This window comes from Mesorhizobium sp. WSM2240, assembly GCF_040438645.1.
In the GTDB taxonomy this organism is placed as follows: Bacteria; Pseudomonadota; Alphaproteobacteria; order Rhizobiales; family Rhizobiaceae; genus Allomesorhizobium.
Map to the genome: position 1 here is coordinate 226,366 of NZ_CP159253.1, position 26,791 is coordinate 253,156.

Consider the following 26,791-nt stretch of genomic DNA (forward strand, 5'->3'; position numbering starts at 1 on the left):
TCAGCCGCCTACCGATACGGATCCGCCGCGTCGCGCAGGCCGTCGCCCAGAAAGTTGAAGGCGAGGATCACCAGGATCACCGGGATCATCGGGTAGAGTAGCCACGGATAGAAAGCGATCACGCTGACGCTGCGCGCTTCGGTCAGGAGGATGCCCCAGCTGGTGATCGGCGGCCGGAGCCCCAGCCCAAGGAAGCTGAGCGCGGTTTCGCCGAGGATCATGCCCGGTATGGAGATGGTGGCAGTCGCGATGAGATGCGACATGAAGCCTGGAATAAGGTGCCGCCCTATGATGCGGCTGCTCTTGGCGCCCATCAGTTGCGCCGCCAGCACATAGTCCTCCTCGCGCAGCGACAGGAGTTTCGAGCGCACGGCCCTCGCTAGTCCGGTCCAGTCGAACAGGCCGAGGATGATGGTGATGCCGAAATAGATCAGGATCGGGCTCCACGTCACCGGCATTATCGCCGCCAGCGCCATCCATAGCGGGATGCTCGGGATGGATTGCAGCACCTCGATGATGCGCTGCACGACTAGGTCGAGGGCGCCGCCGTGGTAGCCGGCAATTCCGCCGATGATGATGCCGAGGACGAAGCTGAAGGTGATGCCGATGAGCCCGATCGTCAGCGAGATGCGCGCGCCGTAGATGATGCGCGAAAGTACGTCCCGACCGAGCCTGTCGGTGCCGAGCAGGAACATCTGGCCGTCCTTTGCGGGGCAGACGAGATGAAGGTCGCCTTCGAAGAGCCCCCAGAATTCGTAGCCGTCGCCGCGGCAGAAGAAGCGCAGCGGCTGAACATCGGCGCGGTCGTCCGTATATTCCCGCTTCAGCGTGTCCATGTTGAGGTTCATCTGCCGTCCATAGACGAACGGCCCGACGAACTGTCCGTCATGGAACAGATGCACCGGCTGCGGCGGCGTATGGATGAAATCGACATTGCGCGTGTGCAGATTGTAAGGCGCGAGGAATTCGCAGATCAGGATCATGAAGTAGAGCGCGGCAAGGAAGATGCCCGACGCCAGCGCCAGCCGGTGCCGCTTGAACTTCCACCACATCAGCCGCATTTGCGACGCCTGGTAGACGCGCAACTGCTCCTCGGTCATGACCTCCACCGACTGCGGATCGAAAGGCGCTGTGGAGACGTAGTGCTCGAGCGGAGCGCCGGGCGGGGGGAGGGGTGCGTTCATTTGGTGCTGCCGCCCTGTAGTCTTATGCGCGGATCGAGAAGCGCCAGCGCCAGATCGGAGATGAGAACGCCGATGACCGTAAGGAACGCCAGGAACATCAGGAACGATCCGGCGAGGTACATGTCCTGGCTCTGCAACGCCTTGATAAGCATCGGGCCGGTCGTCTCGAGCGAAAGCACAATTGCAGTGATCTCAGCGCCGGAAATGATCGCGGGCAGGATCGAGCCGATATCCGACATGAAGAAGTTCAGCGCCATGCGCATCGGATATTTGACCAGCGTCTTGAACGGATGCAGGCCCTTGGCGCGGGCCGTCATCACATATTGCTTCTGAAGTTCGTCGAGCAGGTTGGCGCGCAGCCGCCGGATCATTCCGGCCGTGCCGGCCGTTCCGATGATGATGACCGGGATCCAGATGTGTTCGAGGATGGATTTCGCCTTGGCCCAGCTCATCGGCTCGTCCAAATATTGGCGATCCATGAGTCCGCCGATCGAGGTGCCGAACCAGATGTTGGCGAAATACATCAGGATCAGCGCCAGCATGAAATTGGGGATGGCGATGCCGATCAGGCCGAGGAAGGTTAGGCCGTAATCGCCCCAGCTATACTGGTGGGTCGCCGAGTACATGCCGATCGGGAAAGCGATCACCCAGGTGAAGACGATCGTCACGAATGAGACCAGGACGGTCAGCCACAGCCGGTCGCCGACGACCTCGCTGACCGGCAGCTGATATTCGAACGAATAGCCGAAATCGCCCTGCAGCATGCCTGCGAGCCAGTGGAAGTAGCGAACCACTGGCGGCTTGTCGAAATCGTACTCCGCCCGCAACGCCTCCAGTCTGTCGTTGTCGACGCCTTCGCCCATGGCGCGCAGTTCGGCGGCATAGCTTTCGAAATAATCGCCCGGCGGCAATTCGATGATGACGAAGATCAACGCCGATATCAGAAGCAGCGTCGGTATCATGACGGCGATGCGCCAGACAATGTATCGCAGCACGTTCAGGTTTCCTCGCCGAGCCAGAACGTATCGGGCATGTAAACTCCGAAATAGCAGGTCGGATCGAAACCGTAGAGCGCGTCTTTCGGCAGGTTTCGCAGGCGGGTCGTGGCCAGGATAGGCTGCTGCGTACCGTTGACGGTGCCGATCGAGAATACCTGCTGCGTGTAGATCGACAGCATCTTGTGCCAGATCGCGGCTCTTTCCGGCGTCGTCACCGTATGACGCCATTCCCTGAGCAGGCTGACCAGTTCGGCCGCTTCGGGCATGTCGGGCGCCTCGCCGATCTCGCCATGCGACAGGTAGTGGGCGCCCCAGACCGGCCATTGCAGCTGGTCGTCGGCCGTCGGGGCTATTTGCCCGGGATTCATATCCGCGGTCGGCACGCCATTGTCGATGCCCGACCAGATCGACATCATGATCTGGCCGGCCAAGGCCCGGCTGCGGAACACATCGCGCTGCGAGGTGCGGATGAAGAGGGCGAGGCCGACATTGCGCCAATGGTCGGCGACCAACTCCAGCACGTCGGTCTCCAGCGTGCTCTCGCCGGCGCTTTCGATCACGATCTGCGCCGGGCGTCCATCCGGAAGGATGCGCATGCCGTCATCGTCGCGCACGTTGAGCCCGGCCTCGTCCAGCAGCGCGTTCGCCTGCGCGGGGTCGTGCTCTATCCAGGCTTCGGCATATTCCGCGCGGAAGAGCGGGCTGTCGGGCAGCACCGTATCGGCGCTGGGCGTCGCCAGCCCGTAAAACACGGCCATATTGATCTCGTGCCGGTCGATTGCCAGCGACAGCGCGCGCCGCACCCTGACGTCGCGCAGCAGCGGCCGCCAGACTTCGTCGCCGGCGTTCATGTTGGGCAGCAGGGCCAGCCGCGATCCGAGGGTCTTTTTCCAGAGGCTGACCTTCACCGGATAGCGCTTCTCGGCGTCCTTCATGAAGGCGTAGTCAGTGAAATCGAGGTTGATCGCCTGCAGGTCGCTCTCGCCCGCGCCGGTCTTGGCGGGGATGATCGAGGACGAACTCACATTCAGCACGAACCGGTCGATATAGGGCAGCTGCAGCCCGTTCTCGTCAACGCGGTGGAAAAATGGATTGCGTTCGAAAACGAACTGCTCGGCCGGCGGCTTGGTGGTGTTGCGCCAGGGGTCGAGCGTCGGCAGATCGGGATTTTCCGGGCGGTACTGCCGGGCCATGCGGATATGCAGCGAAGTCCACTTCTTGGCCTTGTGCTCCTTCATCAACTCCTTGAGCCGTGCCTCGTCCTGGTACTTTTCGTGGAATTGCTTGAGGTAGGCCGCCGGCACGACGATGCTCAGCGCCTGCGCGGCGGCGAGCTTCGGCAGAAAGTCCGGATTGGGTGTGTGCCAGGTGTAGCGGATGGTCAGCGGATCGACGATCTCGAATGTTGGTCCTTTCCCGTCGACCACGAGAGCGGTGTCGAGACCGCCCGGCGACAGGTCTTCATTGTTGATCACGTCTTCCCAGCAATAGCGGAAATCTTCCGGAGTCAGCGGGCTGCCATCGGACCATTTGTGGCCTTCGCGCAGGCGGAAGGTGAAGACCCGGTCCTCTTCGCTCGTGAAGCTTTCCAGCACGTCCGGCTGCAGGGTGAGCGTCTCGTCATAGCCGACCAGCCGGGCATAGCCGTAGATGGTCATCAGCCTGATGTCTTTCTGGCTGCCGATCAGGGTGCGCACCGTCCCGCCATGCCGGCCAGGCTGGCGGCCCATCGAAGCGACTTTGACGATGCGCGGCGTCCGCGGCAACCGCTCGGCGGTTGGCGGCAGCTTGCCTTCATTTAGTTGGGCCCGGAAGAATTCCGGTTCGCGGTCGGCTGCCCTCAGCGTCCCCGGCAGCAGCGCCGAGCCGATAACTCCGAGGGCGGTGCGCCGCGTTATCAAGGCCGCAACTCCCGCACGTCGGCGCTCCGCCGGGCCAGCACCACATGCCCGCCGCCGAGATCGGTCGGCGACAGCGCGTCCTCGTCTCCGTCGTCGCGGAATTGCGGCGACCAGGCGCTGGTGTCGGATGCGCCGCTGGCATGCAGCGTCTTGAAATCGAGCGGGCGATCGAGATCGGGAAACGGCACGGCCGCGAGCAGCGAGCGGGTGTAGGGGTGGACAGGCCGCTTCATCAGCGTCTCGCGCGGCGCGAGCTCCACGATCCGGCCGCCACACATCACGGCGATGCGGTCGGCCATGTAGTCCACCACGGCGAGATTGTGCGAGATGAACAAATAGGTCAGGCCGAGCTCCTTCTGCAGATCCTTCAGAAGGTTTAATATCTGTGCCTGCACCGAAACGTCCAGCGCCGAAACCGGCTCATCGCAGATCAGCAGGTCTGGCCCGAGCGCCAGGGCGCGCGCAATGCCGATGCGCTGGCGCTGGCCGCCCGAAAAGGAGTGCGGGTAGCGGTTGATCGAGCGCTGGTCGAGCCCGATCGCCTGCAGCAGCGAGCGAACGGTTTCGAGCCGCGACCGCGCATCGCCCCGACCGTGGATCTCCAGCGGTTCACTGAGGATGTTCTGCACCGTGAGGCGCGGCGACAGCGACGAGACCGGGTCCTGGAAGACCATCTGGATCTTGGTGCGCAGGGTGCGCAGCGCTTCGCCCTGGGCAGCGAGGATGTCGATCGGGCCCTGGTCGCTGTTGAAGATCACCGAGCCGGCGTCCGGCGTCACCGCGCGCATCAGTATCTTGCTGACGGTGGTCTTGCCGCAACCGCTCTCGCCGACCAGGCCGAGGCATTCGCCCCGCTTTATGTCGAAGCTGACATCATCGACGGCGCGCACGGAGATCTGCGCGTGTTTGCCAAACCAGCCGGATTTGCGTGTCGTGAAGGATTTGGAGATGCCGGAGACCGACAACAGCGTGTCGGATGCGGCGGCTTTCGCCGGCTTCTGCTTACCGAGCAGGTTCTCGACATTGACAGGCACCTCGCGAAGCGCCTTCAGCCGCTCGCCGGGCTTCATGTCGAAGTGCGGAACGGCCGCCATCAGTCCCTTCAGATAGGGATGGCCGGGGCGGCGGAAGATCGCCTCGACCGGGCCTGCCTCCATGATTTCGCCGTGATAGATGACCACCACCTCGTCGGCGACATTGGCCACCACGCCGAGATCGTGCGTGATCAGCAGCATGGCCATGTTGAGCTTGCTCTGAAGCTCGCGCAGCAACTGCAGGATTTGCGCCTGTATCGTCACGTCCAGCGCCGTCGTCGGCTCGTCGGCGATCAGCAGTGCCGGCCGGCAGATCAGCGCCATGGCGATCATCGCGCGTTGCCTCAAGCCCCCGGAAAGCTCGAATGGGTACATGTCATAGGCGCGACGCGGATCGGGAAAGCCGACCAGTCCAAGCATCTCCACGGTTCGATCCTTGATTTCCGCACCGGACATTTCGGCGTGGATCTTCAGCACCTCGCCGACCTGGTTGCCGATCGTGTGCAGCGGCGACAGTGAAGTCATCGGCTCCTGGAAGATTTTGCCGATGCGGCTTCCGCGGACAGCCCTGATCTCGTGCCCGTCCCGCGGCATCTGCAGGATGTCGACCGGGCCGTTTGAATTTTCCGGGTCGTTGAACAGTATACGGCCGCGAACGCGCGCCGATTGCGGCAAAATCCCCATCACCGTCTGGCTGATGACCGATTTGCCGGAGCCGGATTCGCCGACCAGCGCTGTCACCTTGCCCGGCAGGATACGCAGATTGGCCCGCTTCACTGCGTGGACGGGGCCACCCACGATTGCAAAGGATATGCCGAGATCCTCGATCCTTAAAAGGTCTGCACCTGGATTCATCGCCCGTACGGTTCCCCTGTTCGAGCGCTGAACTTCCCCGTATCTGCTGCTCGACGAGCCGAGATTATCGCACGGCTATTGGGCTGCCTAGTGTTAGCGACCAATAAAACAGTAACATCTGGAGGAACCGTTTTCCTCGGCCGTTGCCGTTTGCAGGATCATTGCATCGGGCAGGGCGCGCCGGCCAGCACGTCGGCGCAGCGTGGCGAGCGGCGGAAATCATCGTAATAAACCGTCCATTCGGTTGTATGCGCCGCGCGATAGGGACCGAATTTGAAGTATTGGTTTTTGCCCAGCCCCTTGTCGGCATGGCCGATATGGCCCTTGACGGTCACAACCGGCTTGCCGTTGGCATAGAGTTCTATATGGCCCGTCCCGTCCGGGCCAGGCTTGGTATAGACGGCGAAGTCGATCCAGCCGGAATCCGGCGCCGGCAGCTTGTTGCCGTGGTCGATGACCTTGATCGCGTTTGTGCAGGTGGTGAACAGAGTACCGTCGTCCGCTCCCCATGCGGCATCGGTCGCTACCAGCGCGCGCATCTGGTTGGTTTCGGGGCGCAGCCAGACCGGCGTACCGCCGGTCTGGCAATCTGCCGCGACGTTTTCCACGCCCTTGTCGGCTTGCGGGATGTAGTTGGTCTCGACCGTGGCGTGAAGCTTGCCCTGCCTCAGCCGCAGCGCCAGAAACGGACTGAAATCGCCTTCCGCGCCGGGCTCGATCTCACGTTTCCACTGCGCGATCAGATAGCGGTGGTCGTCGGCCGGAACCGGATCGGCGAACTTGACCGCGAAGCCGTACCAGACGCCCTGGTCGTAGGGCACGCGCAACTCGGTCTTTTCCCAGATTTCGGCGCGTTCGCTGCAGCCATCGGCCGCCGCCCCGCACAGCGGCTTGATGCTGAGTTTCAGCGCCCCGCCACCGTTGCGGGTGACTTCTCTCTGGAACTCGACGCGGCCCGCGCTTTGTTCGAAATTTTCTCTGTAATAAAGGCCGCCCGATTCAGAAAAATCCGATCCGTCGAAGCCATCAATGAGAATGTCCGAATTCGCCGAGGCGCCGGTCTGGCAGCACATGCAAAAGGCGGCCGCCAGGCCGACGGAGCGGATCGTCGTATTCATTGCAGCTTCTTTCCTCCATTCACTTCGATCATGGATTGCCCGCCGCCTCGGATCAAGAGCATGAGCTGCTCGGCGTCAGACATGCCGTCGTAGGTTACCTCGAACCCGTCCTCGTCGGACATTTCGATGTCGGCGGCATCCGGATGAAGGATCGTCAGCTTCTGCTTCACCCCTGCCAGCTTCTCCCTGCCGAGCGTCACCCATCCTCCACCTGTATAGGTTGCGAAATCCTTGCTGGCGATGAGGCGGTGCGGATATTTCTTGGTCAGCATCTGCAGGCGCTGCACCTCGTTTACGGCAGAGCCGAAGGCCGAGAATGTCAGGCGATCGGTGAGGCCGACATTACCGAACATCACATTGCCGACATGCAGGCCGATGCCGTAGCCGATCTCGGCCAGGCCCTTCTGCTTTCTCTCTTCGTTCAGATCGGCCATGCGGGCGTTCGCCTTGAACGCTGCAGTGAGCGCTGCCCGGCAGGCGATTTCCGACGGCTCGCGATGACGGTCACAGGGGTAGACGGCCAGGAAGCCGTCACCGAGAAAGCTCATGATCTGGCCGCCGCGGCGGTTGAACGGCGCTGCGATGGCGTCGAAGAAGCGGTTCAGCGTTTCGATATAGACCTCGCGGCCTTCGCGCTCGGCGAGGAGGGTCGAGCCGCGCATATCGGCCATCACGAGAGCCGCGCGGATCGTGTCACCCTCGCCGCGCTTGATCTGTCCGCTCAGCACTCGCTTGCCGGCGTCGCCGCCGAGATAGGTGGTCAGCATATTGTCGGCGAGCTTGCTGAGGACCGCCATCTTGGCCGCCACCGCCAGATGGTTTTGCACGCGCAGCAGAGCTGCGATCATGTTTTCGCTGAAGCCGCCGGGATTGTCGGTCGACCATGAACCGAGCATCCCCTGGTTGTTGTCGCCGTCGAACCAATGCTTGAAGGCGAGATAGTCGGTGACGCCGAGCAGCTTGAGGTCGTCGAAGATCGGGAACTCAGAGGGTCCCTCCGGATCTATACGCCGCCTGAGATGATCGAGATTGTTGCTGAGCAGGTGGTAATAGGGGCTGCGCAGGAAACGCTCGGCAGTCTCGCCGGGCTTCTTGCGGAAGCCTTCGACATGCATGCCGGTGCCGCGCTCCCAGGTGAAGCCGAGCGCATCGTAGAGCGGGTGCAGCATCGAAAAGCTGAGATGGACGCGGGCCAGCGGAAGACCCGCGGCGGCCAGCCTTTCGCAGAAGCCGCGCACCATTGTTTCGAGATCGTCGCCGACGAGCGACGAATGGCTCAGCCAGTCGGCGACCTTGTCCATCAGGATGGTGGAAACGTCCGCGTTTGTGGTACTCATAGTTTGTCCTCGAAGGTTGGAGCGGGATTGCGTTCGAACACGAAATCCGCCCCCTTTGGTTTGCCGCGAAACAGGATTCCCCGCAGAACATATGCCGCCAGACTGTCGAACTTATGCAGGCTGGGGCCAGGGATGAAGCCGCCCAGCCGTCTCCCCAGCCGCCATGTCGTCCATGCCGTGCGCAGCCGCCGCCACAGCCGGCCGCCTTTCAGGCTTTTCTCGTACAACTGCGGATGGATCGCGACCTGCAACCCGCGCAGCGGGTAATGCTTCAGCTTGGCCAGTTCATCCGCGATCTCGTATTCGTAGCCCTCGATGTCGATCTTGACGAAGACCGGCGCGCCTCCCGCATGCCGCATGATGTCGTCTATGCCGAAGCCGCGGGCCGACGCCTCGGCGCCATTGCCGATGTCCAGGATGCTGGTTTCGGAACTGCCGAAGCCGTCGACGGCATGGATCGCCACTTTGCCGCGGTCGGCAAGCGCTCCCTCTATTACGGTCACATTGCCGGCTGCCGGCGCCAGCGCGTTCAGAATCGCCGCGCATTTCGGATCTGGGTCGACGGCCACCACCTTGCGCGCGATCTGCGCCGACCACATCGGCGTCACACCGATCCAAGCGCCGATATCGATGAGAACGGTGTCGCTGTCGAGGTTGCGCGCAAGAGTGGCGAAAGTGTTCGCCTCCCATCCGTTTCCGGCGAGCTTGCGATAGAATTTCGCGTATTCGCACATGTCGGGAAGGGCGACGGTGCGGCCGGCATAGCGGATTTCGACAGTTCTCATCGGCTCCGCGTCTTCAAAAGTCCGGCTCATGAGATTTCAGCTCGGGATTGCAATCTGCGATAGTCATATAGGCGATGCCGGCAGCGGGTAACAGAGCCGCCGGCAGGTTCAGGCTGCCGCTTTCGCCTTAAGGCTGTTCGCGGCCATTGCGTATCCGCCCGCCGCTCCGTCAACGAAATGGATGTGGTCGCGCTGCAGCGGCGTGGCGACGATGCAGGTCATCAGCGCCGAATCCTGCCGGTGCAGCCCATAGCTGCATATGCCTTCGCGTTCGGCCCGCTCGAGCCGCTCCTCAATCCGCCGCAACCGCTCACGGTCGAGGTCGACCGTCATCTTCAGGCCGTCGTCGAACTTCCGGAAATCCGAATTCCGGACGACGTCGCTCCGGTACTGGACGGCATCGAACCGCCCGAGCGACAGGCGGAGCGTTGAAAGGATGCCAATGAGAGCTGTTTGGCCCAGAATCATCAGCTTGGGCCAGAACCGCTTTCCTTTGGGTGCAAGCGCGCGCGCCTCGGCTTCAAGCCCGGTGGGCGGGAAGCTGAAACCGGGTCCCTCCGGCGGCACCGGATGGCCGCCCCGCTCCTCCTCGCCCGCCAGCGCCACAATATCGGCTACCAGTTGCTGGAACGCCATGTCGCTGCCGGCTGTGCCCGGAACGGCGATGATCGAGACGATTTCGCCGTGCCGCGCCTCGATTGGATTCCAGCGGCACGAAAGCCCGGCCAGATCCGGCCGCGTGCCGGCCGGGGCAGGCTCGATGGTGAAGCGGCCGGCCTTCATCTCGGCTTCCGCCCAGCTCGCGCCGCCGCCGGTGAACATGGCGTAGGAGACCTCGCCGCTGGCCTGGAACCGCGCCACCCGGACGTCCAGTCCCCGGGCGCGAATATCGGCTAACGGCACGATTGCCGCGCGCATCGTCAGCTCCAACTCGTCCGCCGCCCAGGCCTGGACGGCCGACAGGGCCTCGCGGACGGTGGCGGTGGCCAGGGCGGGGAAGGCGACCAGCGCCCCATCGCCGCCAAAGACGAATGGCAGGTCGCGGCGGCCGAGCGCGTTGAGCAGCGCCGAAATCACGCTCGCGCCGGCCATGTTGACCGATTTGTAGCCTCCGGCCGCGATCGCCTTGGTCGAGTCGACGATATCGGCGGTAGCCAGCGACCAATCGTCAGGCAGCGCACGGTAATTGTGGGCGTCGGCCACACCCTCGAACTCCGCAAACAGCGGTAGCGTGTCGAAAAACGGTTGATCGAGGAGCTTGTTTTCCATTGTCGGTGAATAGCACATTCCCGGTTGGCAGGCGATCAATCCGAGGTGACCCTAAAATTGACTTGCACCTGATTCACCAGATAGGTGGCGCAATGCGAATTGCCTACTACGCGCCGCTCAAATCGCCGGATCATCCTGTGCCGTCGGGCGACCGCCAGATGGCGCGGATGCTGAAAGCTGCGCTGGAGCTTGCCGGCCACGAGGTCGATCTCGCATCGGAGTTTCGGACTTTTTCTGTAAACCTGACGGCGGATTTGCATGCCGCGGCCCTGGCCGAAGCCCGGCGCGAAATCGCCCGCCTGTCGGCCCTGTGGGAAACCGGCAATAAGCCCGATCTCTGGTTCTGCTATCATCCCTACTACAAGGCCCCCGACCTCCTCGGGTCGGCACTTTCCTCCCGCTTCGCCATCCCTTATGTTACGGCGGAAGCTTCGTATTCGGCCCGCCGAAACACCGGGATATGGGCCGAAAACCAGGCGCGGTTGGCGGAAATGGTGAAGCGCGCCGCGCTGAATATCTGCTTCACCGCCAGGGACCGCGACGGACTGGCCGAGATCGCGCCCGAGGCCCGCTTCGAGCTGCTGCCGCCCTTCATCGATGTCTCGGCATTCATCGCGCCGCCACCCGTCGCCGATCCGTCCCGTCTGGTAGCGGTCGGCATGATGCGTCCCGGCGACAAGATGGACAGCTACCGGATGCTTGCCCGCGCGCTGGAGCAGCTTGGGCATCTGCGTTGGCGCCTGTCGATCATCGGCGACGGCGCTTGCCGTGACGAGGTGGAGACCGAGTTTTCGCGGCTACCGCCGGAGCGCATAGAATGGCTGGGCGAAAGGCCGCTGGCCGAAGTGGCCGGGCTTCTGAGCAGCGCCGGCCTTTACGTCTGGCCGGGCTGCGGCGAAGCCTATGGTCTCGCCTATCTCGAAGCCCAGGCGGCGGGTCTGCCGGTCGTGGCGCAGGCGATTGCGGGCGTGCCCGAGGTCGTCCGGCATGGAACAACCGGCCTGCTGACGCCGGCCGGCGATGTCGCCGCATATGCAAAGGCTATCGAGCGGCTGCTGACGGATGAGCACGAAAGGCAGCGATTGGGCGCCGCCGCACGGCGGTTCGTCCTTGACGAGCGCTCGCTCGATGCGGCAGCCAGGCACTTGGCTGCGATCCTGCCAGAGGCCCGAACATGACACCCGACGAAATCTGGCGACCGCTGACAACCGAACTGGCGCGCTGGCGGCAGACTGGCCGAACGGCCGAATTCTGGCTGCGCGACGACGATGCGATCGAGCCGACGGCCGCGCTCGACCGGCTGCTCGCGATGACGGCGGCTCGCGCGCCGGTCGCGCTTGCGGTCATTCCGGCCTGGACCGGAGCGCCATTGGCCGAGCGGTTGGCGCGCGAAAACCATGTCACGGTGGCGGTGCACGGCTGGTCGCACGAGAACCATGCGCTGCAAGGCGAGAAGAAGCAGGAACTCGGTCGCCATCTCCCCCGCGAGGTAGTGCTGGCCGAACTTTCGGAAGGGCGCTCGCGCCTGGAGCTACTGCACGCCGGGCGTTTCGCGCCCGTGCTGGTTCCGCCATGGAACAGGATCGATGCTGACCTGCTGCCGCACCTCGCCGGCATTGGCTTCTCGGCGCTGTCGGTGTTCGGCGCGCCCAGGCCGAGCCCCTTGCGCATGCTCAACAGCACTGTGGACATCATGGATTGGCGCGGCAATTGCGGCCGCGATCATGCCGCGCTCATTGCTGAAATCGTGGCGCAGCTCGAAGCCGCATTCCGGGGCGTGGGCGGTCCTGTCGGCCTATTGAGCCATCACCTTGTGCATGACGAGGTGGCTTGGTCGTTCCTCGACCGCCTGTTCGAGGTCACGGAAGCGAGCGGCGCTTGCCGTTGGCGGTCGCTCGGCGAACTGCTTGCCTGAGCGGCGACGGTTTGGGCAGTTTCAAACGCGGAAATTCGACCGTCTGCCCGTCGTAGGCGGCGAAGGCGCCGGGAAAAGCCCTCATCGCCTCTTTCTCCATCGCTGCGAGTTGGTCGTCCGTGCGCGAGGGATCGTGGTGGAAAATCGCCAGTCGACGCGCGCCGGCGGCCTCGCAAAGCTTGACGCCCTGCTGCCACGTCGAGTGGCCGTAGCCGCGCTTGCGCAGCATTTCTTCCTCGGTGTAGGTGCAGTCGTATAGCACCAGATCGGCATCTTCGATGAGCCCCAGGACGACTGGATCGAGCTTGCCAGGCTCATGTTCGGTGTCGCTGATCACGCAAACCGCGCGGCCGCCCCATTCGACACGGTAGCCGATACAGCCCCCTGGATGGGTCAGGCTTCCGGTCCTGATCGTGACGCCTTCCTGCGGTTTCAGGACATCTCCGGCGACGAAATCTCGCGTCCCGACACACGCACGGCACACTTCCATGGCGACCGGAAACCAGGGCGGGCGCATGAATTCGCTGACCATTTCGAGCGTTGTCATGCGGCCGGCGAGGTGACCCGACCATGCCGTGACGCCTATGCGGGGGTTGTAGAGTGGAAAGAAGAAAGGCAGCCCGATGATGTGATCGTAATGGCAATGGGTGAAGAAAACGTCGAACTGGTCGACGCCCGCCGCCATCAGCGCCTCGCCGGCCGGGCGGGCGCCCGATCCGGCATCGAAGAGCAGCGTGTGCGGTCCGCAGCGCATTTCCACGCATATGGTGTTGCCGCCGTAGCGCTGATATTGGGCGCCCGAAACGGGGACGCTGCCGCGAACTCCCCAAAATCGGACCCGGAACAAGTCATCGTTCATTCTATATCTTCGCCCGTCGGCTCCCGTCGGAGAGCCATCCTAGCCAGACTGGCGCAATATAGCGAGACAGGCAACTCACCGCCTTTCGTTGAACTTACGCTGCGTCCGCGGCCGGGCAAAAGGGTGCACCTAGTGCTTGGCCTGGCGCGCCTGGCTGCGGGCGTCGGAAAGTTCAGCCGTCGTGTGGCCGAGCCGGTCGGCGAGCACGCGGATGATTTCGATTGTCATTTCCGGGAACTCCCTGAGCAGCCGCAGGAAGTGATCTTTTCGGATGCGCAGCGCCTCGAGCGGCATCGATGCCTGCACTGTGGCGGTGCGCGACACATCGCACAATATCGCGATCTCGCCGACGATCTCGTTTGGCTCGACCTCGGCGACCTTTATCTGGCCGCTCGGCGAGTCGACGATAATGTCGGCCTTGCCGGACAGGACCACATAGGCCGCGTCGCCCTCGTCACCCTGGCGGAACAGAATCTGCCCGGCGCCATAGCTCACGCGGTCGGAGGTGAATGCCAGGAGCTTGAGTTTCGCCGGCTCCACGTTCGAGAACAGCGGCACCCGCCGCAGCATTCCGACTTCATCATTGAGAAGCATGACCGTAACCCTAGCCCCAAACCCAGATTCAATCAAAGCTGTCGGAAACTATCATGACAGCAATCCTTTGAAGATACCGTTTCCGGCCGCGAGTGTCGCGTGCGTTCCGTCTTCCACCAGTTCTCCACCGTGAAAAACGATTACGCGGTCGAACAGTTGCGCCATTGCTGGATTTGCCAGGACCCAGACGATGGCCGGATTGCGGCCGTCGCGCTTCGCTTCCTCGAGCACGTTGCGTACGATCTGGTCCTGCGCTCGCTGGTCCAGCGCCGACAGCGGCCGGTTGAGGATCAGGAAATCGGCGCGCTTGAGCATCGCGCGTGCCAGATCCAGCTTCTGCCGCTGCGCTCCCGTCAGCCGCCTTCCGCCGACGCCAACATTGAATTCGAGGCCGATGCCCAGCACCTCGTCGTAAAGACCGAGCTCGTCGAGGATTTCGCGCACGATCGCGCGGATGCGCTCCGGCCCGTCCGGCTGGTTATGGCCGATGCGCCCGAACAGGACATTGTCCATCAGGCTGGCCGCGGTGCTGAAGCGCATGGGGTCGTAGCGCTCGATGGCGCCTGCCAATTCCTTCGGCAGGCCCTCATAGAAGCGGCTGCGAGCTTCGACGATCCTCGCCATTAGATCATCGGTCAGCAGGCCGAAACGATGCCGAGGCTCGATATAGGCGAAGCTCAGCATGATGATCTGTGCACGATCCTGCTCGGAAACCGTGGCGTAGCTGCGCCCTTTGAGTTTCTGCAGCAGCACCTTATAGCCCGGGATTTCGTCGGCGGTCATGAAGGCGAGCTGCTGGAAGAACGGATGGTCGGGCGGCAGATCGCTGAACAGCTCGATGGCGTTGCCGGCAATCTCCAGGCCCATATTGTAGAGTACTTCGTCGAGCCCGGCCGACTTCAGCACCGATAGGAAATACGGGTTGGAGGCCAGCGCCTTGTCGGCGAGTTCCGGTCCTGTCGCAGTGCCGAATAGCAGGTTCTCACCAACCGTTGCCTGCTGGTTGTATGCCCCCGGCTCGAACGGAACGACCAGTCCGCTCACCCCTTCGGCCGCAACGCGTTCGCGCAGCGCCAGCCGCAATTCCACGATGCGGTCGACGATCTCGGCATGGCGCGACGGATCGACCGATGCGCGCAGCCCGAGATCCAATATGTCCCGCGACAAGGCCACCGCCTCGAGCACCGGCCTTATCATCAGCAATATGTCGTCCGGGCCTGTGGCTCCGGCCGCTGCATAGTCGACCCAGTCGCTGTTCACGTCGAAATCCGGGTTGCCGGCCATGCGCGCTTCCCCGACCTCCCAATGGCGCTGCGATGCTTGTTCGCCTTCATAGACCGTCGGCGTCAGCGGCGCGTGCTTGAGGCCGTACAGCAGATTATCGCGCAGCGTTCCCTGCGAAAGAAACGCGTCGGACGAGGCATAGGCCATACGCCGCCCCACCACCGATTCCGGCAATTCGAGAAGGTCTGTGCCGCCGATGGCGATCCTGCCGCTTTCGGGCCAGATCAGCCGCGCCAACGCTTCGGCGAAGACCTCCGCGCCGCCCGCGGCGGTTCCGACCACGGCCACCGTCTCGCCCGGCTTGATCTGCACCGAGACGTGCTCGAGCAGCTTTGCGCCGCTGTCGTCTATCAGCGACAGATTGACGGCGGCGATCGGCGCATCCAGCGCGGGGACGCTTTCCGCCGACACGGCGTGGATGCGTGCATCCACGATTTGGTCGATGCTGAACTGCTCGACCACCTGCGCATACTTGACCTGCACGTCCTGGCGTGCCTGGTCCCAGTCGATCAGGTCCTTCATCGGACCGGGCAAATCCTTGTAGGCGCCGATCACCGCCACGAGCTGCCCGACATCAAGGCGGCCCTGCAGCGCCAGATAGCCGCCGATCAGATAGAACAGGAACGGAGTAACCTGCGCCAGGAAGTTGTTGATGAACTTGACCAGGAATTTCCATTGGTAAAGGTCGTAGCGGATCTTGAAGATGCGGCCGAGCCGTGCGGCGATGTCGGCGCGCTCAAAATTGGACGTGTCATGTATGTGGATGGCGCCGATGCCGTCGACAATCTCGCCGACCCGGCCCGAAAGCTGCCGTGCGGTAAGTTGCCGCTCGCGGCCGAGCTGGATCAGCCTGCGCCGCATTCTGGGGATGATGCCGAGCTGGATCGTGACGATCACCAGCGCGACCAGCCCGAGCCAGAAGTTCTGGAGCATGATGAACAGCATCGCCGTCAGCGCCTGCCCGCCAAGCAGGGCTGGCTGCACGAAGGCGTCGCCGATGAAGCCTCCGAGAGGCTCGACCTCGTCCTTCACCATGCTCGCGATTTCGGCGGATTTCACCCGCTTGAACTGGTGGGGCGGAAATCTGAGCACGAGATCGACGAGTTCGAAGCGGATGCGCCGCAGCATCCTTTCGCCGAGGCGGCCTTTGTAGGTGTTGATGTAGAGCTTGAACAGGCCGTTAACGATGACCAGGATCAGGAACACCATGCTGAGCGCGAAAAGCGTCTGTTCGCGGTCGAGAGGTATTCCGGGGAAGAGCACGGTTTCGCCGAGGAACGGAAGATCGTAGGCGGCCCGAAGGAATGGCTGGGTGGTGCCGGGGGACTCGAAGCCCTGGCCCTGTATCGGCCCGTTGACGATCAGCTTTGGCAGGTTGAACGACATGTAGAACGGGATCATCGATACCGCGACAACGCCCAGTATCCAGAGCTGCTGCTTCCAGGTATGCGTCCAGATATAGCGGGCCAGGCTTTGTTCCATGGGCGAGCTCAGGCCGCTGAACCGGAGGGATGAAGCACGTGGAAGCGCCGCCTGGCATATGGCGTGGCGGCGATCTCCGGATCTTCGAGCTTGAGTTCGAAGCTGCAATGGCTGGTGAGCGTCGGGCGCGAAAGGATTGCTGGAACCTGCGAGGCCGCGCGGTCCAGCTCCGGGGTGTAGTCGATGACCACCACGCTGGCATTGTCGACCAGTGAGAACATGAGTTCGCCAAGCGGTTCGCGCCTGCCGAAGGGCTTAAGTGAATAGCCGAGCAGCACTAGGCCATAGCTGCGCGGCGCAAGGTCGAGTTCGACGTCCTGGAATTTGCGGGCGATGTGGCGCACGCGGCAAGGGCGGCCATTGAGTTCTTCCGCCTCGTATTCGGCGGTCTTCGGGTCGATCGAGGTGACCGACAGGGGCGCGTGGGTGAGATAACCGGTGATCGGTCGCCTGTGCCCGCCGATCTCGAGCACATGCGGACAATCGCGCACAAAATGCGCCGCCAGCACCTGGCGTATGGCGGCGGCGGGACCGGACAGATGCGGCAGGTCCTGTCCGGCGCCGTCGGATGGCGGAACGGCTTCGAACGGCTTCAAATTCATATGGTCAGATTGCGTTGGTTGCACCCCGGATGGCTGAAGCTTACAACACGTGCATCATGGACGCCACCCAGACCGATCCCGGCGCCGACTGGCGCGAGACAGCCTTCGATCTGACCCGCGGAATCGCCGCCTACTGCGGCTGTTCGCTGGTCGGCGGCCTCGCGAAGGTCATCGCAAAGCACCCGCAGGCCGATCTCGGCAACGCCTTCAACCACAAGCAGGTCGCCTGCAAATTGTGGGCGCGAGACAAGCTTTTCGAAAGCTGCGGCGGTCGATTCGGCAACGTCTGGATCGTCGGCGGCTGGTATGGCGTGCTGGCGGCAATGCTCTTCGACGATCCCCGTTTCAACATCGGCGCCATCGAAAGCATCGACATTGATCCGGGCGTGGCCGAAGTGGCAGGCACGCTGAATGCGCGCTGGACTGATCGCTTCCGCGCCACGACAGGGGACATGTACACGCTCGACTATGTCGGCAGCCGGCCCGACCTCGTCGTCAACACCAGTTGCGAGCACATCGCCGATCTTCGCGCCTGGCTTGCGCTATTGCCGCCGGGCACGCGCGTCCTGCTCCAGTCCAACGACTATTTCAGCGAGCCGACGCACATCGCCTGCGTGCCCTCGCTGGAAGCCTTCGAGAAGCTGGCCGGCCTCAGCGAGATCGCGTTTGCCGGCGCGCTGCCGATGAAGAAATACACAAGGTTCATGCTGATCGGCAGGGTTTGAGCATCATCCCGGACCGAAGGTCCGCGCAGCGAAAAGTTGCAGATTTTTGGGCAGATCATGCGGCTAAAAATTCGGCTACAGCAATCTCCGCAGCACCAGGGCGGACTTGCGCGCCCCATCGAGATCCAGCGCATGGCGCGGCGGGCGTGGCTTGGCCAGCGCCGCTTCGATCGCGCCGGCCAGCAGCGCCGGCGTCAGTCCGCTCTCGCTGACGATCGAGGTGAGCCCGAGCCGCTCCAGTCGCTCGGCGCGCACTTCCTGCTCGGTCTCGCCGCCGGCCGCGAACGGTACAAGCAGAGACCGGCAGCCGGCGCGCAGTATGTCGCAGACTGTGTTGTAGCCCGCCTGCGAAACCGATAGCCGCGCGCCGCCGAGCAGGCCGGCGAAATCCTTGCGGAACCTGAAGACTTCGAGACTCTCCGGCGCCGATGCTACCGCCGCGTCGAACTCGCCTTGCGGCAGGTTCGGCCCGGTGATCAGCCCCCATTTGCCTGGCTCCGGCAGCAGTTTCGCGGCTTCCACCGCCGTTCGGGCGAGTTCGCCGCCCGCCGCGCCGCCACCGGCCGAGATCAGCACGTCGAAATTTTCCGCCGCGGGTTCGGGCTCGGGGCCGGCGACGAGGCCGGTATAGGCGATCTTCTCCGAAAAGCCGGCGGCCAGCGGAAATGTCTCGTCCAGCCTGGCGAAAGCAGGATCGCCATGCACCATAACCAGGTCGAAATACCGGTCGATAAGTTCGGCGCTTTCCTCGTTCCGTCCCGGCTTCACCCGCTCCTGCAGGATGTCGCGAACCGACGTCACCAGGCGCGGCCTCGGCTTGGCCGCCGCGATGGCGTCAAGCAGCGGCCGCAGTTCGAAGAGCATCTGGCGGCGGCCGAATGGGAACGCCTCGATGATCACGATATCTGGCCGTATTTCGGTAAACAGCGACAGCAGTACATCGCGCCGTCGCGCCTTGAACTCGTCGTCGACGGGATTGCCGTCGAGATCTGTCAGGCCGGAAAATCCCTGGTCGCCCGACGTCACCGCGGGCAATGGGACGTGGGTCACGCCCGGTCCGGGAAATCCTGCCACGGGCGTTCCGCCCGTCACCACGGTGACGGCGAAGCCATCTTCGGCGAGTGCAGTCGCCACCCGGCTCGCCCGCGCCAGATGGCCGATGCCGAGCAGGTGCTGGACGTAGAACAGGATGCGGGGCTGCGTCATGGCTGTCTGCGCCACTCCTCCTCGAACAATGCCTCGAGCTGCCGGATGCTCGACATGTGGTCGAAATATCCTCGCACGCGTTTTTCAGCCGCTTCGCCGAGGCGTTTTCTCAACGCAGGATCGCGGATCGCGCGCTCCAACGCTCCGGCAAGCGGGGCGGGATCGTCGGGCGGCACGACCAGCCCGTTTTCACCGTCGGCCAGGAGTTCCGGCACGCCTGAAACGTCGGTGGAAACGCAAGTGAGTTTCTGGCTCGCCGCCTCGACCAGAACGTTGGGCAGCCCGTCCCGGTCGCCGTCGGCGGCTATCCGGCAGGCCAGCGCAAAAATGTCGGCGCGGCGATAATGCTCCAGCACCTCTTCTTGCGCCAGCGCGCCTTTCCATGTGACGCGGCCGGCAATGCCCAGTTCCTCGGCCAGCACCTTGAGCCGGTCCAGTTGCTCGCCGCCGCCAATATGCTCGAAGCGCCACGAAAGATCGCCGGGCAGCAGCGCCAGCGCCCGAAGTAGCGTATCGTAGCCCTTTTTCTCCACGGCCCGGCCGACGCTGACCAGCACCACCGGGTCGGCAGGGGCTGAACCATCGCGCTCGGGCCGCTTGCCGTCAAACGGCCCGAAGCGGGCGAGGTCGAGCCCGTGGTAGCTGAGATGCACACGGCCCTTGCCGCCCGCCAGCGCCTTGAGGTGCTCGAAGCCGGTCCGGGTGCAGGTCACCACCCAGCGCGCCGAGGCGAGCTTGCCGGCGAGTTCCCAGTCGGGCGAGGTCCAGATGTCCTTGGCATGCGCCGAGCAGGTCCATGGCACGCCCCTGAGCAGGCTGGCATAGGCCGTCACCGAAGCCGGCGTGTGGATGAAATGTGCGTGCAGCCATTCGGCCTCGCCCGGCCATTCCGCCGCCAGTACCAGCGCCTGGCCGAAGCGGCGGAAGCGGTTGCGCGTGCGGTCGCGCCGCAGATCCGAGACGAAGGCCCGCGCCGCGCGCAAAAAGGCCGGTCTGGGCAGGCAGGCGAGCAGCGCGCGCAGAACCCGCCAGGGCTCTTCATGCAGATATTCGGGAAGGTAGTGGACCGGCGCCCTGATCTCGTCATGCACGGGGTGCCGCTTGGCGTCGGTCGGCCGCCGCAGCGCTACCAGCACCAGTTCCAGCCCGGCGCGCTCCAGCCCGAGCAATTCCTGCGCGATGAAGGTTTCCGACAGGCGCGGATAGCCCTTCAGCACCACGGCGATCTTGCGTCTGGCAGGCAAATGTCAGCTCGCGCTTTCGACGACCGAGAAATGAGGGCGCGAGCGCTCGTCGAGCCAGTTGCCGACAATTTCGGAGATGTTGACGAGGCCGCCGAGTCGGAGGTCGGGACTGCTCCTGGAAGGCGCGGGGCGGCCGGGCAGGGCCTTCAGCGCCTCGGCGAAGCGCCTGGAATCTTCTGCCTCTTCCGGCAGCAGCATCTCGATGAGCCCGAGTTCGGCGGCGCGGCGGGCGCGGATCAGCTGCTCCTCGCGCGGGCTGACACGGGGCACGATCAGCGCCGGCTTGTCGAACGACAGGATCTCGCAATAGGTGTTGTAGCCGCCCATCGCCACCACCGCCTTGGCGCCCGCGATCAGTTCTTCCATGCGGTTGTCGAACTCGATGATCCTGATGTGCGGCACCTTGGCGCCCTTGTTGATCAGCTTGCGCCGTTTGCGGGCCGGCATATACGGACCGAGCACGACCAGCGCCTTGTGCTGCAGGCTGGGGTCCTCGCGATAGGCGTCTATGACATTGTGGATGAGGTCGGCCCCGTCACCGCCGCCGCCGGTGGTCACGAGGATGTATTCGCCGTCAGGCCGATGGTCCGGCATCTCGTCATGCGACAGGCTTCTCTGCAGAAAGCCGACGAAGTTCATCTTGGCGCGTACGCCGGGCGGCACCTCCAGCCCGGTCAGCGGATCGTAGAAATCCGGCGGGCCGTAAACCCAGACCATGTCATAGAAGCGGTCGATCTTGCGCATCGTGTCGCTTTTCTTCCATTCCGCGTCGAGCAGGTGCGGCGCGTCCATCACCTCGCGCAGGCCGAGCACCAGCGTGGTGCCGCGCGTCTTCAGGTATGACAGCGTCTCCTCCACCTCGCCGCGCAGCCCCATGGGCTCCTTGTCGACAATGAAGATATCGGGCTGGAAGGTTTCGGCGGTGTGGCGGATGATCGATTGACGCATTTTCAGCGTCTCGTGCAGGTCCATGTGCTGGGCAAGCGAGGTGTATTCGCCGTTGCGCAGCTTGATGACGCTGGGGATCTTCACGAAGTCGACGCGCGCCCGATAGTCGAACGCACCGGCAATGGTCGCGCCCGAGATGATCAGCACGTTCAGCCCGCGATAATCCTCGACCAGCGAGTGGGCGATGGTGCGGCAGCGCCGCAAATGCCCGAGCCCGAAAGTGTCGTGGCTGTACATGAGGATCCGAGCGTCTTCAAAGCGCCGCATCATACCAAATCGTCCTCAATTTGGCCCTGCGGCCGTCTCTTCAAAAAGCCCGGTAGGGTTCACTATACCGCATGTGCCCGTCTGGTCCACTACCGCAGGCCGGCTTTGCGCCGGGCGGCGGCACTGACGGGTCAGCGGAGGGCGAAATTCACCGGGCATGACAAACAATCGATGAAACGCAACGCGGAAAGAGCCGGTCAGGTAGAGACGGCATCGCCCGGAATCAACCGGCAATCGCTGCTACGTGCGGTGCCGGTGGCAGATTGCCCCGGAAATGCAACGAGATAGCCGCAGGGATTTTTTTCAGTTCACGACCTACCTCGCTTTGTCGGCGGCGATGGCGTAAGAGCGGCGATGAAACAAGAACGCTTTGAAGTGCCGCTCACCGTGAAATCCGGCGATGCCGGCGAAAACCTGGTGCTGCGGACGGCCCGCGAGGCCTCCGATTACCTGCTCAACAAATGGCCGGGAAAGAAAAGTCCCAAGCACCGCGCTGCGCTGCAGGCCTGTCACGACGCCGTTGCCGGCGACAAGCCGGCCATGACCGCTCGGCGCGCATTTCTCGCTGCGGCGCGCGAAGCCGACGTGCTGGTCAACGACAAGGCGCCCTGACCTGTAGCTCAATCTGGCCGGCGGAACCTGCCGTCACCTCCCAGCCGACCTTCTTCAGGAGGCCTTGTTGCGCGCCCGCTTCGGTGTTGCCGGCTTGTCGGCCTGTTCGAGGCGCTCGGCCTTTTCCTTTTCGAGCCGAAGCTCCCTGAGGCGCGCGGTCTTCTTCTGACGCGCAGCCAGTTCGGTGTTCATGATCTGGCGCGCCGCCGAATCGGTCCTGGCGCTCTTCTGTTCGCCCGCGATTGGCTTCATGTCGCTAATCCTTGCCGGTTGTTTCCGTCGAATGCCGAAGCGATGAGCTCGGCGGCTGGCGCTATTTTGCCTCAGACTCCTTCGCCTCGGTGGATTCGCCGTCCTTGGTCCGTCCGGACTTCTCGGCCTTGGCATTCTGTTTTTCGGCCTTCTTGGCCGCCTTGATCCGGTCGCGATCCCTGCGCTCCTGGCCGTAATTGGGCTTCTTTGCCATCAGTCGATCCTTTCGATGCGCAATTGCCCGGATGCCGCTTTCGGCAATGTGCCGGGCCGCCCATGTCGCATCCGGCCACTTCCGGCCCGATCCGCGGGCGCGGCTTCAATAGGTCCTGCCTACCGCGTTGCGCTTGGCTGCGCAACCTGAGGCGCTTTTTGCGGCAGCGGTGGAATGCTCTGCGCGGCCGATTGCGGGCCCCCGGAAATTCGCATACCGTTGACCAAACGATAAAAAACGGGACGGAAGTCAATCCAACCAGAGGTGGTCAAAAATGCCTAAAAACGAAGTATCGCGCCGCGCGGTGTTGAAGTCGGCCGGCGTGGGCGCGGCCCTTGCAATGGCGGGTCTGCCGACGCGCCTTTTCGCTCAGGAGGCGCTGAAAGTCGCGGCCGTCTACACCGTTCCGGTGGAGCAGCAATGGGTCAGCCGCATTCACAAGGCGGCCAACGCCGCCAAGGATCGCGGCGACATCGAATATGTCTATTCCGAAAACACCTCCAACAACGACTATGAACGCGTGATGCGCGAATATGCCGAGGTCGGCCACAAGCTCATTGTCGGCGAGGTGTTCGGCGTCGAGGAAGCCGCTCGCGCGGTCGCCAGGGATTATCCGGACGTCGCCTTCCTGATGGGTTCGAGCTTCAAGCCGGATGATGCCGTGCCGAATTTCGCTGTCTTCGACAATTATATCCAGGATGCCTCTTATCTTTCCGGCATCATCGCCGGCGCCATGACCAAGTCGAATAATATCGGCATGGTCGGCGGCTATCCGATCCCCGAAGTGAACCGCCTGATGAACGCCTTCATGGCGGGCGTGAAGGAAACCGCGCCCGACACGAAGTTCCAGGTCGCCTTCATCGGCTCGTGGTTCGATCCGCCCAAGGCCAAGGAAACCGCCTTCGCCCAGATCGACGCCGGCGCCGACCTGCTCTACGCCGAGCGCTTCGGCGTCTCGGACGCTGCGAAGGAGAGAGGCATCCTCGCCGTCGGCAACGTCATCGACACCCAGGCCGATTATCCCGACACCGTGGTCGCCTCGGCGCTTTGGCATTTTGAGCCGACTCTCGACAAGGCGATTGCCGAGGTGAAGGCCGGAACCTTCAAGGCCGAGGATTACGGCGTCTATTCCTTCATGAAGAATGGCGGCTGCTCGCTGGCCCCGCTCGGCACCTTCGAGGGCAAGGTGCCTGCCGAGGCGATGGCGCTGGTCGAGGAGAAGGAAAAGGCGATCAAGGACGGAAGCTTCACGGTCGAGATCAACGACGCCGAGCCGAAGTCGAGCTAGCACAAGCTCTCCCTTCTCCCCGTATAGAGACGGGGAGAAGGGGCTTGGCCGCAAAGTGCCGCCCCCTGTCCTGAGCTTGTCGAAGGATTGCGGGAGAGGGTAAGGGTGAGGGGCAGCGCCGACGTGGAAGAGAAAAGCCAGAATGGACGATATGGCGGAGGGGAGCCCCCCGTCCTCCGCCTCGAAAACATCACCAAGCGGTTCGGTCCGCTTGTCGCCAATGACGCGATTTCCTTCGACCTGAAACGCGGCGAGGTCGTCGCGCTGCTTGGCGAAAACGGCGCCGGCAAGACGACGCTGATGAACATTCTCTTCGGCCATTACGTCGCCGACCAGGGCTCGACCGAGGCGTTCGGCAAGGCGCTTCCGCCGGGCGATCCGCGCGCCGCGCTCGACGCCGGCATCGGCATGGTGCACCAGCATTTTACGCTGGCCGAGAACATGACGGTTCTGGAAAACATCGCGCTTGGCACACAAGCCATGTGGCGGGCGCGGCTCGACCGCGGCGCGGCGGTCCGGCGCATCCGCAAGCTGTCGGGCGAATTTGGCCTCGCCATCGATCCCGGCGCGATCGTTGCGGCGCTCTCCGTTGGCGAGCGGCAGCGCGTCGAGATCCTAAAGGCGCTTTACCGCGACGCTCGCATCCTGATCCTCGACGAACCGACTGCGGTGCTGACGCCGGCCGAAACCGATGCGCTGTTTCGCACGCTGAAGCTCCTCGTTGCGCAGGGCCTGTCGATCATCTTCATCTCCCACAAGCTGCAGGAGGTGATGGCCGCCAGCGACCGTGTGCTGGTGCTTCGCGCCGGCCGGCTGGTTGGCGAAAGGCGCACCGCCGAAACCAGCCGCTCCGAACTGGCGGCGCTGATGGTCGGGCAGGAGATCGCGCCGGCCACTGTCGCTCCGTCAACGGCAGGTCCGCCTTTGCTGGAACTGGCCAACATCTCGACGCGCGCGGGCAGCGGCGGTGCTGCCCTCGACGGAATATCGCTGACTCTCCGCAGCGGCGAGATCACCGGCCTTGCCGGCGTTTCCGGCAACGGCCAGGCGGCACTTGCAGCGCTGATTGCCGGAACCATGCAGCCACTTGCAGGCGAAATTGCCATTGGTGGTGCACCCGTCACGGAATGGTCGCCGCGGCGCGCGCTCGCCGTCGGCATCGCCCGCATTCCGGAGGACCGCCACGCCGTCGGGACGATCGGCGACATGAGCGTCACCGAGAACGTGATTTCCGAACGCTACCGCAGCGCCCGCTTCAGCCGGCTGGGTTTTCTCGACTGGCGCGCCGCCCGCGGTTTCGCCGAGGAGGTCATCGCCGACTACGACGTGAAGTGCCCCTCGCCGGAGGCGCGCATAAGGCTGCTCTCCGGCGGCAACATGCAGAAGCTTATCCTCGGCCGCGCGCTCAATCCTGAGCCGTCGGTCATCCTCGCCAACCAGCCGACGCGCGGGCTGGACGTCGGCGCTGTCTCCTATGTCCATAAGAAGCTGCTGGAGGCCCGGGCGCGCGGCGCGGCCATTCTCCTTATCTCCGAGGATCTGGAGGAGATATTGGCTCTGTCGGATCGCATCCTGGTGATGTCGAAGGGCCGGCTCTCGACACCTTCGGCGCGGGGCGAACGCAGCGTGCGGGAGTTGGGCGAACTGATGGCGGGGCATGCGGAGGCTGCGGCGTGATTTTTCGACGATTGATCGCGCTATATGTCGCCCCCTCTGTCCTGCCAACCTCTCTGGCTAGTATGGAGCCTGTCCATGCGGCTTGAGCCCAAATCCGCGCCGCCGCTCGGCGTCACGCTGCTATTTCCCGTCGCGGCGATCGCCGCGACGCTTGTCATCACCTCGCTTCTGGTGCTCGCGGCCGGCGCGTCGCCCTTTTCCGTCTTCTATCTCGTCGCGCGCGGCGCGGCCGGCACTCAATTCGCGGCTCTGGAAACGTTGACTCGCGCAACCCCGCTGATCTTCACCGGCCTTGCGGTCGCCGTGGCCTTCCGCGCAAAGCTATGGAACATCGGCGCGGAGGCCCAGCTCTATATTGGCGGGGTGGTCACGGTCGTGCTCGGCACAGGCGCGCTGCCGTTACCCTCCTTCCTGCTCATCCCCATCATCATGCTGGCCGCGATGGCGGCGGGCGCGCTCCTGCTGCTCGGCCCTGCGGTGCTGAAAACACGCTTCGGCGTGGACGAGGTCGTCACCACGCTGCTCCTCAACTTCATCGTGCTTCTCTTCGTCTCGATGCTGCTCGAGGGGCCGCTGAAGGACCCGATGGGACTAGGCTGGCCGCAATCGTCGAGGGTCGTCGCCGAGGCGCAGCTTCCCCGCATCATCCAGGGCAAGCGCCTGCATTACGGCTTCGTCATCGCGCTTTGCGCCGCCGCGATCGTCTGGGTGATCATGAAGAAGACCGTGCTCGGCTACGAGATGCGCGCCGTCGGCCACAATGCGCAGGCTGCGAGTTTCGCCGGCATTCCGGTCAACCGCGTGCTGATGAAGACGGCGCTGCTGTCCGGTGGGCTCGCCGCGCTCGCCGGATTTTCCGAAGTGTCGGGGCTCAAGGGCAACCTAACCCTCGATCTGTCGCCGGGCTACGGCTACTCCGGCATCGTGGTCGCAATGCTTGCCATGCTCAACCCGCTCGGCGTCGTCGCCTCGGCGATCTTCGTCGCCGGCATCTTCGTCGGCGCTGACGCCATGAGCCGTACCGCCGGCGTGCCGAGCTACATCGCCGACGTGATGGTCGCCACTGCGCTGCTCACGATGGTCACGGCGATCCTGATGTCGCGATTCAAGGTGAGGTGGAAGTAGGGAATGGCTTTGGATC

Annotated in this window: 24 protein-coding genes; 7 read left to right on the forward strand and 17 right to left on the reverse strand. The window is 63.7% G+C overall.

What is annotated here, in order from left to right:
• Positions 1–8 precede the first annotated feature (8 nt).
• The 8 genes from ABVK50_RS01110 to ABVK50_RS01145 form a co-directional block, all read right to left on the reverse strand.
• Positions 9–1,184 (reverse strand): ABC transporter permease, encoded by a 1,176-nt coding sequence (locus ABVK50_RS01110; RefSeq protein WP_353643194.1) that lies wholly within the window; start codon positions 1,182–1,184, stop codon positions 9–11.
• On the reverse strand, positions 1,181–2,179 hold the full coding sequence (locus ABVK50_RS01115; protein WP_353643193.1) for an ABC transporter permease: 999 nt from the start codon (positions 2,177–2,179) through the stop codon (positions 1,181–1,183). Before ABVK50_RS01115 ends, ABVK50_RS01110 begins: the two co-directional genes overlap by 4 nt.
• A gap of 2 nt (positions 2,180–2,181) precedes the next feature.
• On the reverse strand, positions 2,182–4,083 hold the full coding sequence (locus tag ABVK50_RS01120) for an ABC transporter substrate-binding protein (RefSeq protein ID WP_353643192.1): 1,902 nt from the start codon (positions 4,081–4,083) through the stop codon (positions 2,182–2,184).
• Positions 4,080–5,972, reverse strand: coding sequence for an ABC transporter ATP-binding protein (locus ABVK50_RS01125; protein WP_353643191.1), 1,893 nt, complete (start codon positions 5,970–5,972; stop codon positions 4,080–4,082). The genes ABVK50_RS01120 and ABVK50_RS01125 overlap by 4 nt, the downstream gene beginning before the upstream one ends.
• Before the next feature lie 158 nt (positions 5,973–6,130).
• Positions 6,131–7,045 (reverse strand): polysaccharide lyase, encoded by a 915-nt coding sequence (locus tag ABVK50_RS01130; RefSeq protein ID WP_353646055.1) that lies wholly within the window; start codon positions 7,043–7,045, stop codon positions 6,131–6,133.
• 41 nt (positions 7,046–7,086) lie between these two features.
• Entirely contained in the window at positions 7,087–8,427 is a 1,341-nt protein-coding gene (locus ABVK50_RS01135; RefSeq protein ID WP_353643190.1) for an adenylate/guanylate cyclase domain-containing protein, read from the reverse strand.
• Positions 8,424–9,212, reverse strand: coding sequence for an FkbM family methyltransferase (locus ABVK50_RS01140; RefSeq protein WP_353643189.1), 789 nt, complete (start codon positions 9,210–9,212; stop codon positions 8,424–8,426). The genes ABVK50_RS01135 and ABVK50_RS01140 overlap by 4 nt, the downstream gene beginning before the upstream one ends.
• A gap of 108 nt (positions 9,213–9,320) precedes the next feature.
• Positions 9,321–10,481, reverse strand: coding sequence for a DUF3095 domain-containing protein (locus ABVK50_RS01145; protein ID WP_353643188.1), 1,161 nt, complete (start codon positions 10,479–10,481; stop codon positions 9,321–9,323).
• Positions 10,482–10,573: 92 nt separating this feature from the next.
• On the opposite strand from ABVK50_RS01145, the gene ABVK50_RS01150 reads away from it, so the two are divergent.
• Positions 10,574–11,659: a glycosyltransferase family 4 protein gene (locus ABVK50_RS01150; RefSeq protein ID WP_353643187.1), complete on the forward strand. Its 1,086-nt coding sequence runs from the start codon at positions 10,574–10,576 to the stop codon at positions 11,657–11,659.
• The gene (locus ABVK50_RS01155) at positions 11,656–12,396 is read left to right on the forward strand and encodes a polysaccharide deacetylase family protein (RefSeq protein WP_353643186.1); all 741 of its coding nucleotides are present in this window, start codon (positions 11,656–11,658) and stop codon (positions 12,394–12,396) included. Before ABVK50_RS01150 ends, ABVK50_RS01155 begins: the two co-directional genes overlap by 4 nt.
• Here ABVK50_RS01155 and ABVK50_RS01160 read toward each other — a convergent pair.
• From ABVK50_RS01160 to ABVK50_RS01175, 4 genes are all read right to left on the reverse strand, one after another.
• Positions 12,341–13,255 (reverse strand): MBL fold metallo-hydrolase, encoded by a 915-nt coding sequence (locus ABVK50_RS01160; protein ID WP_353643185.1) that lies wholly within the window; start codon positions 13,253–13,255, stop codon positions 12,341–12,343. The two genes, ABVK50_RS01155 and ABVK50_RS01160, sit on opposite strands and share 56 nt — an antisense overlap.
• 129 nt (positions 13,256–13,384) lie before the next feature.
• Positions 13,385–13,849, reverse strand: coding sequence for a cyclic nucleotide-binding domain-containing protein (locus tag ABVK50_RS01165; RefSeq protein WP_165029099.1), 465 nt, complete (start codon positions 13,847–13,849; stop codon positions 13,385–13,387).
• Positions 13,850–13,900: 51 nt separating this feature from the next.
• Complete coding sequence (locus ABVK50_RS01170) at positions 13,901–16,615, reverse strand: ABC transporter ATP-binding protein (RefSeq protein ID WP_353643184.1); 2,715 nt, start codon at positions 16,613–16,615, stop codon at positions 13,901–13,903.
• An 8-nt stretch (positions 16,616–16,623) separates the two neighbouring features.
• Positions 16,624–17,217: a hypothetical protein gene (locus tag ABVK50_RS01175; protein WP_353643183.1), complete on the reverse strand. Its 594-nt coding sequence runs from the start codon at positions 17,215–17,217 to the stop codon at positions 16,624–16,626.
• Positions 17,218–17,246: 29 nt separating this feature from the next.
• Between ABVK50_RS01175 and ABVK50_RS01180 the strand changes: the two genes are divergently transcribed.
• Complete coding sequence (locus tag ABVK50_RS01180; protein WP_353643182.1) at positions 17,247–17,942, forward strand: class I SAM-dependent methyltransferase; 696 nt, start codon at positions 17,247–17,249, stop codon at positions 17,940–17,942.
• 75 nt (positions 17,943–18,017) lie between these two features.
• On the opposite strand, the gene ABVK50_RS01185 is transcribed toward ABVK50_RS01180, so the two are convergent.
• From ABVK50_RS01185 to ABVK50_RS01195, 3 genes are read right to left on the reverse strand one after another with little or no spacing between them, the layout of a single operon-like run.
• Complete coding sequence (locus ABVK50_RS01185) at positions 18,018–19,148, reverse strand: glycosyltransferase (RefSeq protein ID WP_353643181.1); 1,131 nt, start codon at positions 19,146–19,148, stop codon at positions 18,018–18,020.
• A complete protein-coding gene (locus tag ABVK50_RS01190; RefSeq protein WP_353643180.1) occupies positions 19,145–20,392 on the reverse strand; it encodes a glycosyltransferase family 4 protein in 1,248 nt (415 codons plus the stop codon). The genes ABVK50_RS01185 and ABVK50_RS01190 overlap by 4 nt, the downstream gene beginning before the upstream one ends.
• Before the next feature lie 3 nt (positions 20,393–20,395).
• Positions 20,396–21,610 (reverse strand): glycosyltransferase family protein, encoded by a 1,215-nt coding sequence (locus ABVK50_RS01195; protein ID WP_353643179.1) that lies wholly within the window; start codon positions 21,608–21,610, stop codon positions 20,396–20,398.
• Between the two features lie 351 nt (positions 21,611–21,961).
• Here ABVK50_RS01195 and ABVK50_RS01200 point away from each other — a divergent pair, with 351 nt between their 5' ends.
• The gene (locus ABVK50_RS01200; RefSeq protein WP_353643178.1) at positions 21,962–22,219 is read left to right on the forward strand and encodes a DUF982 domain-containing protein; all 258 of its coding nucleotides are present in this window, start codon (positions 21,962–21,964) and stop codon (positions 22,217–22,219) included.
• A gap of 54 nt (positions 22,220–22,273) precedes the next feature.
• On the opposite strand, the gene ABVK50_RS01205 is transcribed toward ABVK50_RS01200, so the two are convergent.
• Together ABVK50_RS01205 and ABVK50_RS01210 are read right to left on the reverse strand one after the other, a co-directional pair.
• On the reverse strand, positions 22,274–22,471 hold the full coding sequence (locus ABVK50_RS01205) for a hypothetical protein (protein WP_353643177.1): 198 nt from the start codon (positions 22,469–22,471) through the stop codon (positions 22,274–22,276).
• Between the two features lie 61 nt (positions 22,472–22,532).
• On the reverse strand, positions 22,533–22,685 hold the full coding sequence (locus ABVK50_RS01210; protein WP_353643176.1) for a hypothetical protein: 153 nt from the start codon (positions 22,683–22,685) through the stop codon (positions 22,533–22,535).
• A gap of 274 nt (positions 22,686–22,959) precedes the next feature.
• On the opposite strand from ABVK50_RS01210, the gene ABVK50_RS01215 reads away from it, so the two are divergent.
• From ABVK50_RS01215 to ABVK50_RS01225, 3 genes are all read left to right on the forward strand, one after another.
• Complete coding sequence (locus ABVK50_RS01215; protein ID WP_353643175.1) at positions 22,960–23,973, forward strand: BMP family protein; 1,014 nt, start codon at positions 22,960–22,962, stop codon at positions 23,971–23,973.
• Positions 23,974–24,096: 123 nt separating this feature from the next.
• On the forward strand, positions 24,097–25,650 hold the full coding sequence (locus ABVK50_RS01220; protein ID WP_353646054.1) for an ABC transporter ATP-binding protein: 1,554 nt from the start codon (positions 24,097–24,099) through the stop codon (positions 25,648–25,650).
• A 75-nt stretch (positions 25,651–25,725) separates the two neighbouring features.
• Complete coding sequence (locus ABVK50_RS01225; RefSeq protein WP_353643174.1) at positions 25,726–26,775, forward strand: ABC transporter permease; 1,050 nt, start codon at positions 25,726–25,728, stop codon at positions 26,773–26,775.
• Positions 26,776–26,791: the final 16 nt, after the last annotated feature.

Bases quoted from the DNA above. Each gene is read 5' to 3' on its own strand.
- ABVK50_RS01170 (WP_353643184.1), bottom strand. From the start codon at position 16,615: ATGGAACAAAGCCTGGCCCGCTATATCTGGACGCATACCTGGAAGCAG.
- ABVK50_RS01110 (WP_353643194.1), bottom strand. From the start codon at position 1,184: ATGAACGCACCCCTCCCCCCGCCCGGCGCTCCGCTCGAGCACTACGTC.
- ABVK50_RS01200 (WP_353643178.1), top strand. From the start codon at position 21,962: ATGAAACAAGAACGCTTTGAAGTGCCGCTCACCGTGAAATCCGGCGAT.
- ABVK50_RS01130 (WP_353646055.1), bottom strand. From the start codon at position 7,045: ATGTGCTGCCAGACCGGCGCCTCGGCGAATTCGGACATTCTCATTGAT.
- ABVK50_RS01180 (WP_353643182.1), top strand. From the start codon at position 17,247: ATGGCTGAAGCTTACAACACGTGCATCATGGACGCCACCCAGACCGAT.
- ABVK50_RS01145 (WP_353643188.1), bottom strand. From the start codon at position 10,481: ATGGAAAACAAGCTCCTCGATCAACCGTTTTTCGACACGCTACCGCTG.
- ABVK50_RS01155 (WP_353643186.1), top strand. From the start codon at position 11,656: ATGACACCCGACGAAATCTGGCGACCGCTGACAACCGAACTGGCGCGC.
- ABVK50_RS01160 (WP_353643185.1), bottom strand. From the start codon at position 13,255: ATGAACGATGACTTGTTCCGGGTCCGATTTTGGGGAGTTCGCGGCAGC.
- ABVK50_RS01165 (WP_165029099.1), bottom strand. From the start codon at position 13,849: ATGCTTCTCAATGATGAAGTCGGAATGCTGCGGCGGGTGCCGCTGTTC.
- ABVK50_RS01210 (WP_353643176.1), bottom strand. From the start codon at position 22,685: ATGGCAAAGAAGCCCAATTACGGCCAGGAGCGCAGGGATCGCGACCGG.
- ABVK50_RS01205 (WP_353643177.1), bottom strand. From the start codon at position 22,471: ATGAAGCCAATCGCGGGCGAACAGAAGAGCGCCAGGACCGATTCGGCG.
- ABVK50_RS01125 (WP_353643191.1), bottom strand. From the start codon at position 5,972: ATGAATCCAGGTGCAGACCTTTTAAGGATCGAGGATCTCGGCATATCC.
- ABVK50_RS01225 (WP_353643174.1), top strand. From the start codon at position 25,726: ATGCGGCTTGAGCCCAAATCCGCGCCGCCGCTCGGCGTCACGCTGCTA.
- ABVK50_RS01195 (WP_353643179.1), bottom strand. From the start codon at position 21,610: ATGATGCGGCGCTTTGAAGACGCTCGGATCCTCATGTACAGCCACGAC.
- ABVK50_RS01175 (WP_353643183.1), bottom strand. From the start codon at position 17,217: ATGAATTTGAAGCCGTTCGAAGCCGTTCCGCCATCCGACGGCGCCGGA.
- ABVK50_RS01135 (WP_353643190.1), bottom strand. From the start codon at position 8,427: ATGAGTACCACAAACGCGGACGTTTCCACCATCCTGATGGACAAGGTC.
- ABVK50_RS01185 (WP_353643181.1), bottom strand. From the start codon at position 19,148: ATGACGCAGCCCCGCATCCTGTTCTACGTCCAGCACCTGCTCGGCATC.
- ABVK50_RS01140 (WP_353643189.1), bottom strand. From the start codon at position 9,212: ATGAGAACTGTCGAAATCCGCTATGCCGGCCGCACCGTCGCCCTTCCC.
- ABVK50_RS01215 (WP_353643175.1), top strand. From the start codon at position 22,960: ATGCCTAAAAACGAAGTATCGCGCCGCGCGGTGTTGAAGTCGGCCGGC.
- ABVK50_RS01150 (WP_353643187.1), top strand. From the start codon at position 10,574: ATGCGAATTGCCTACTACGCGCCGCTCAAATCGCCGGATCATCCTGTG.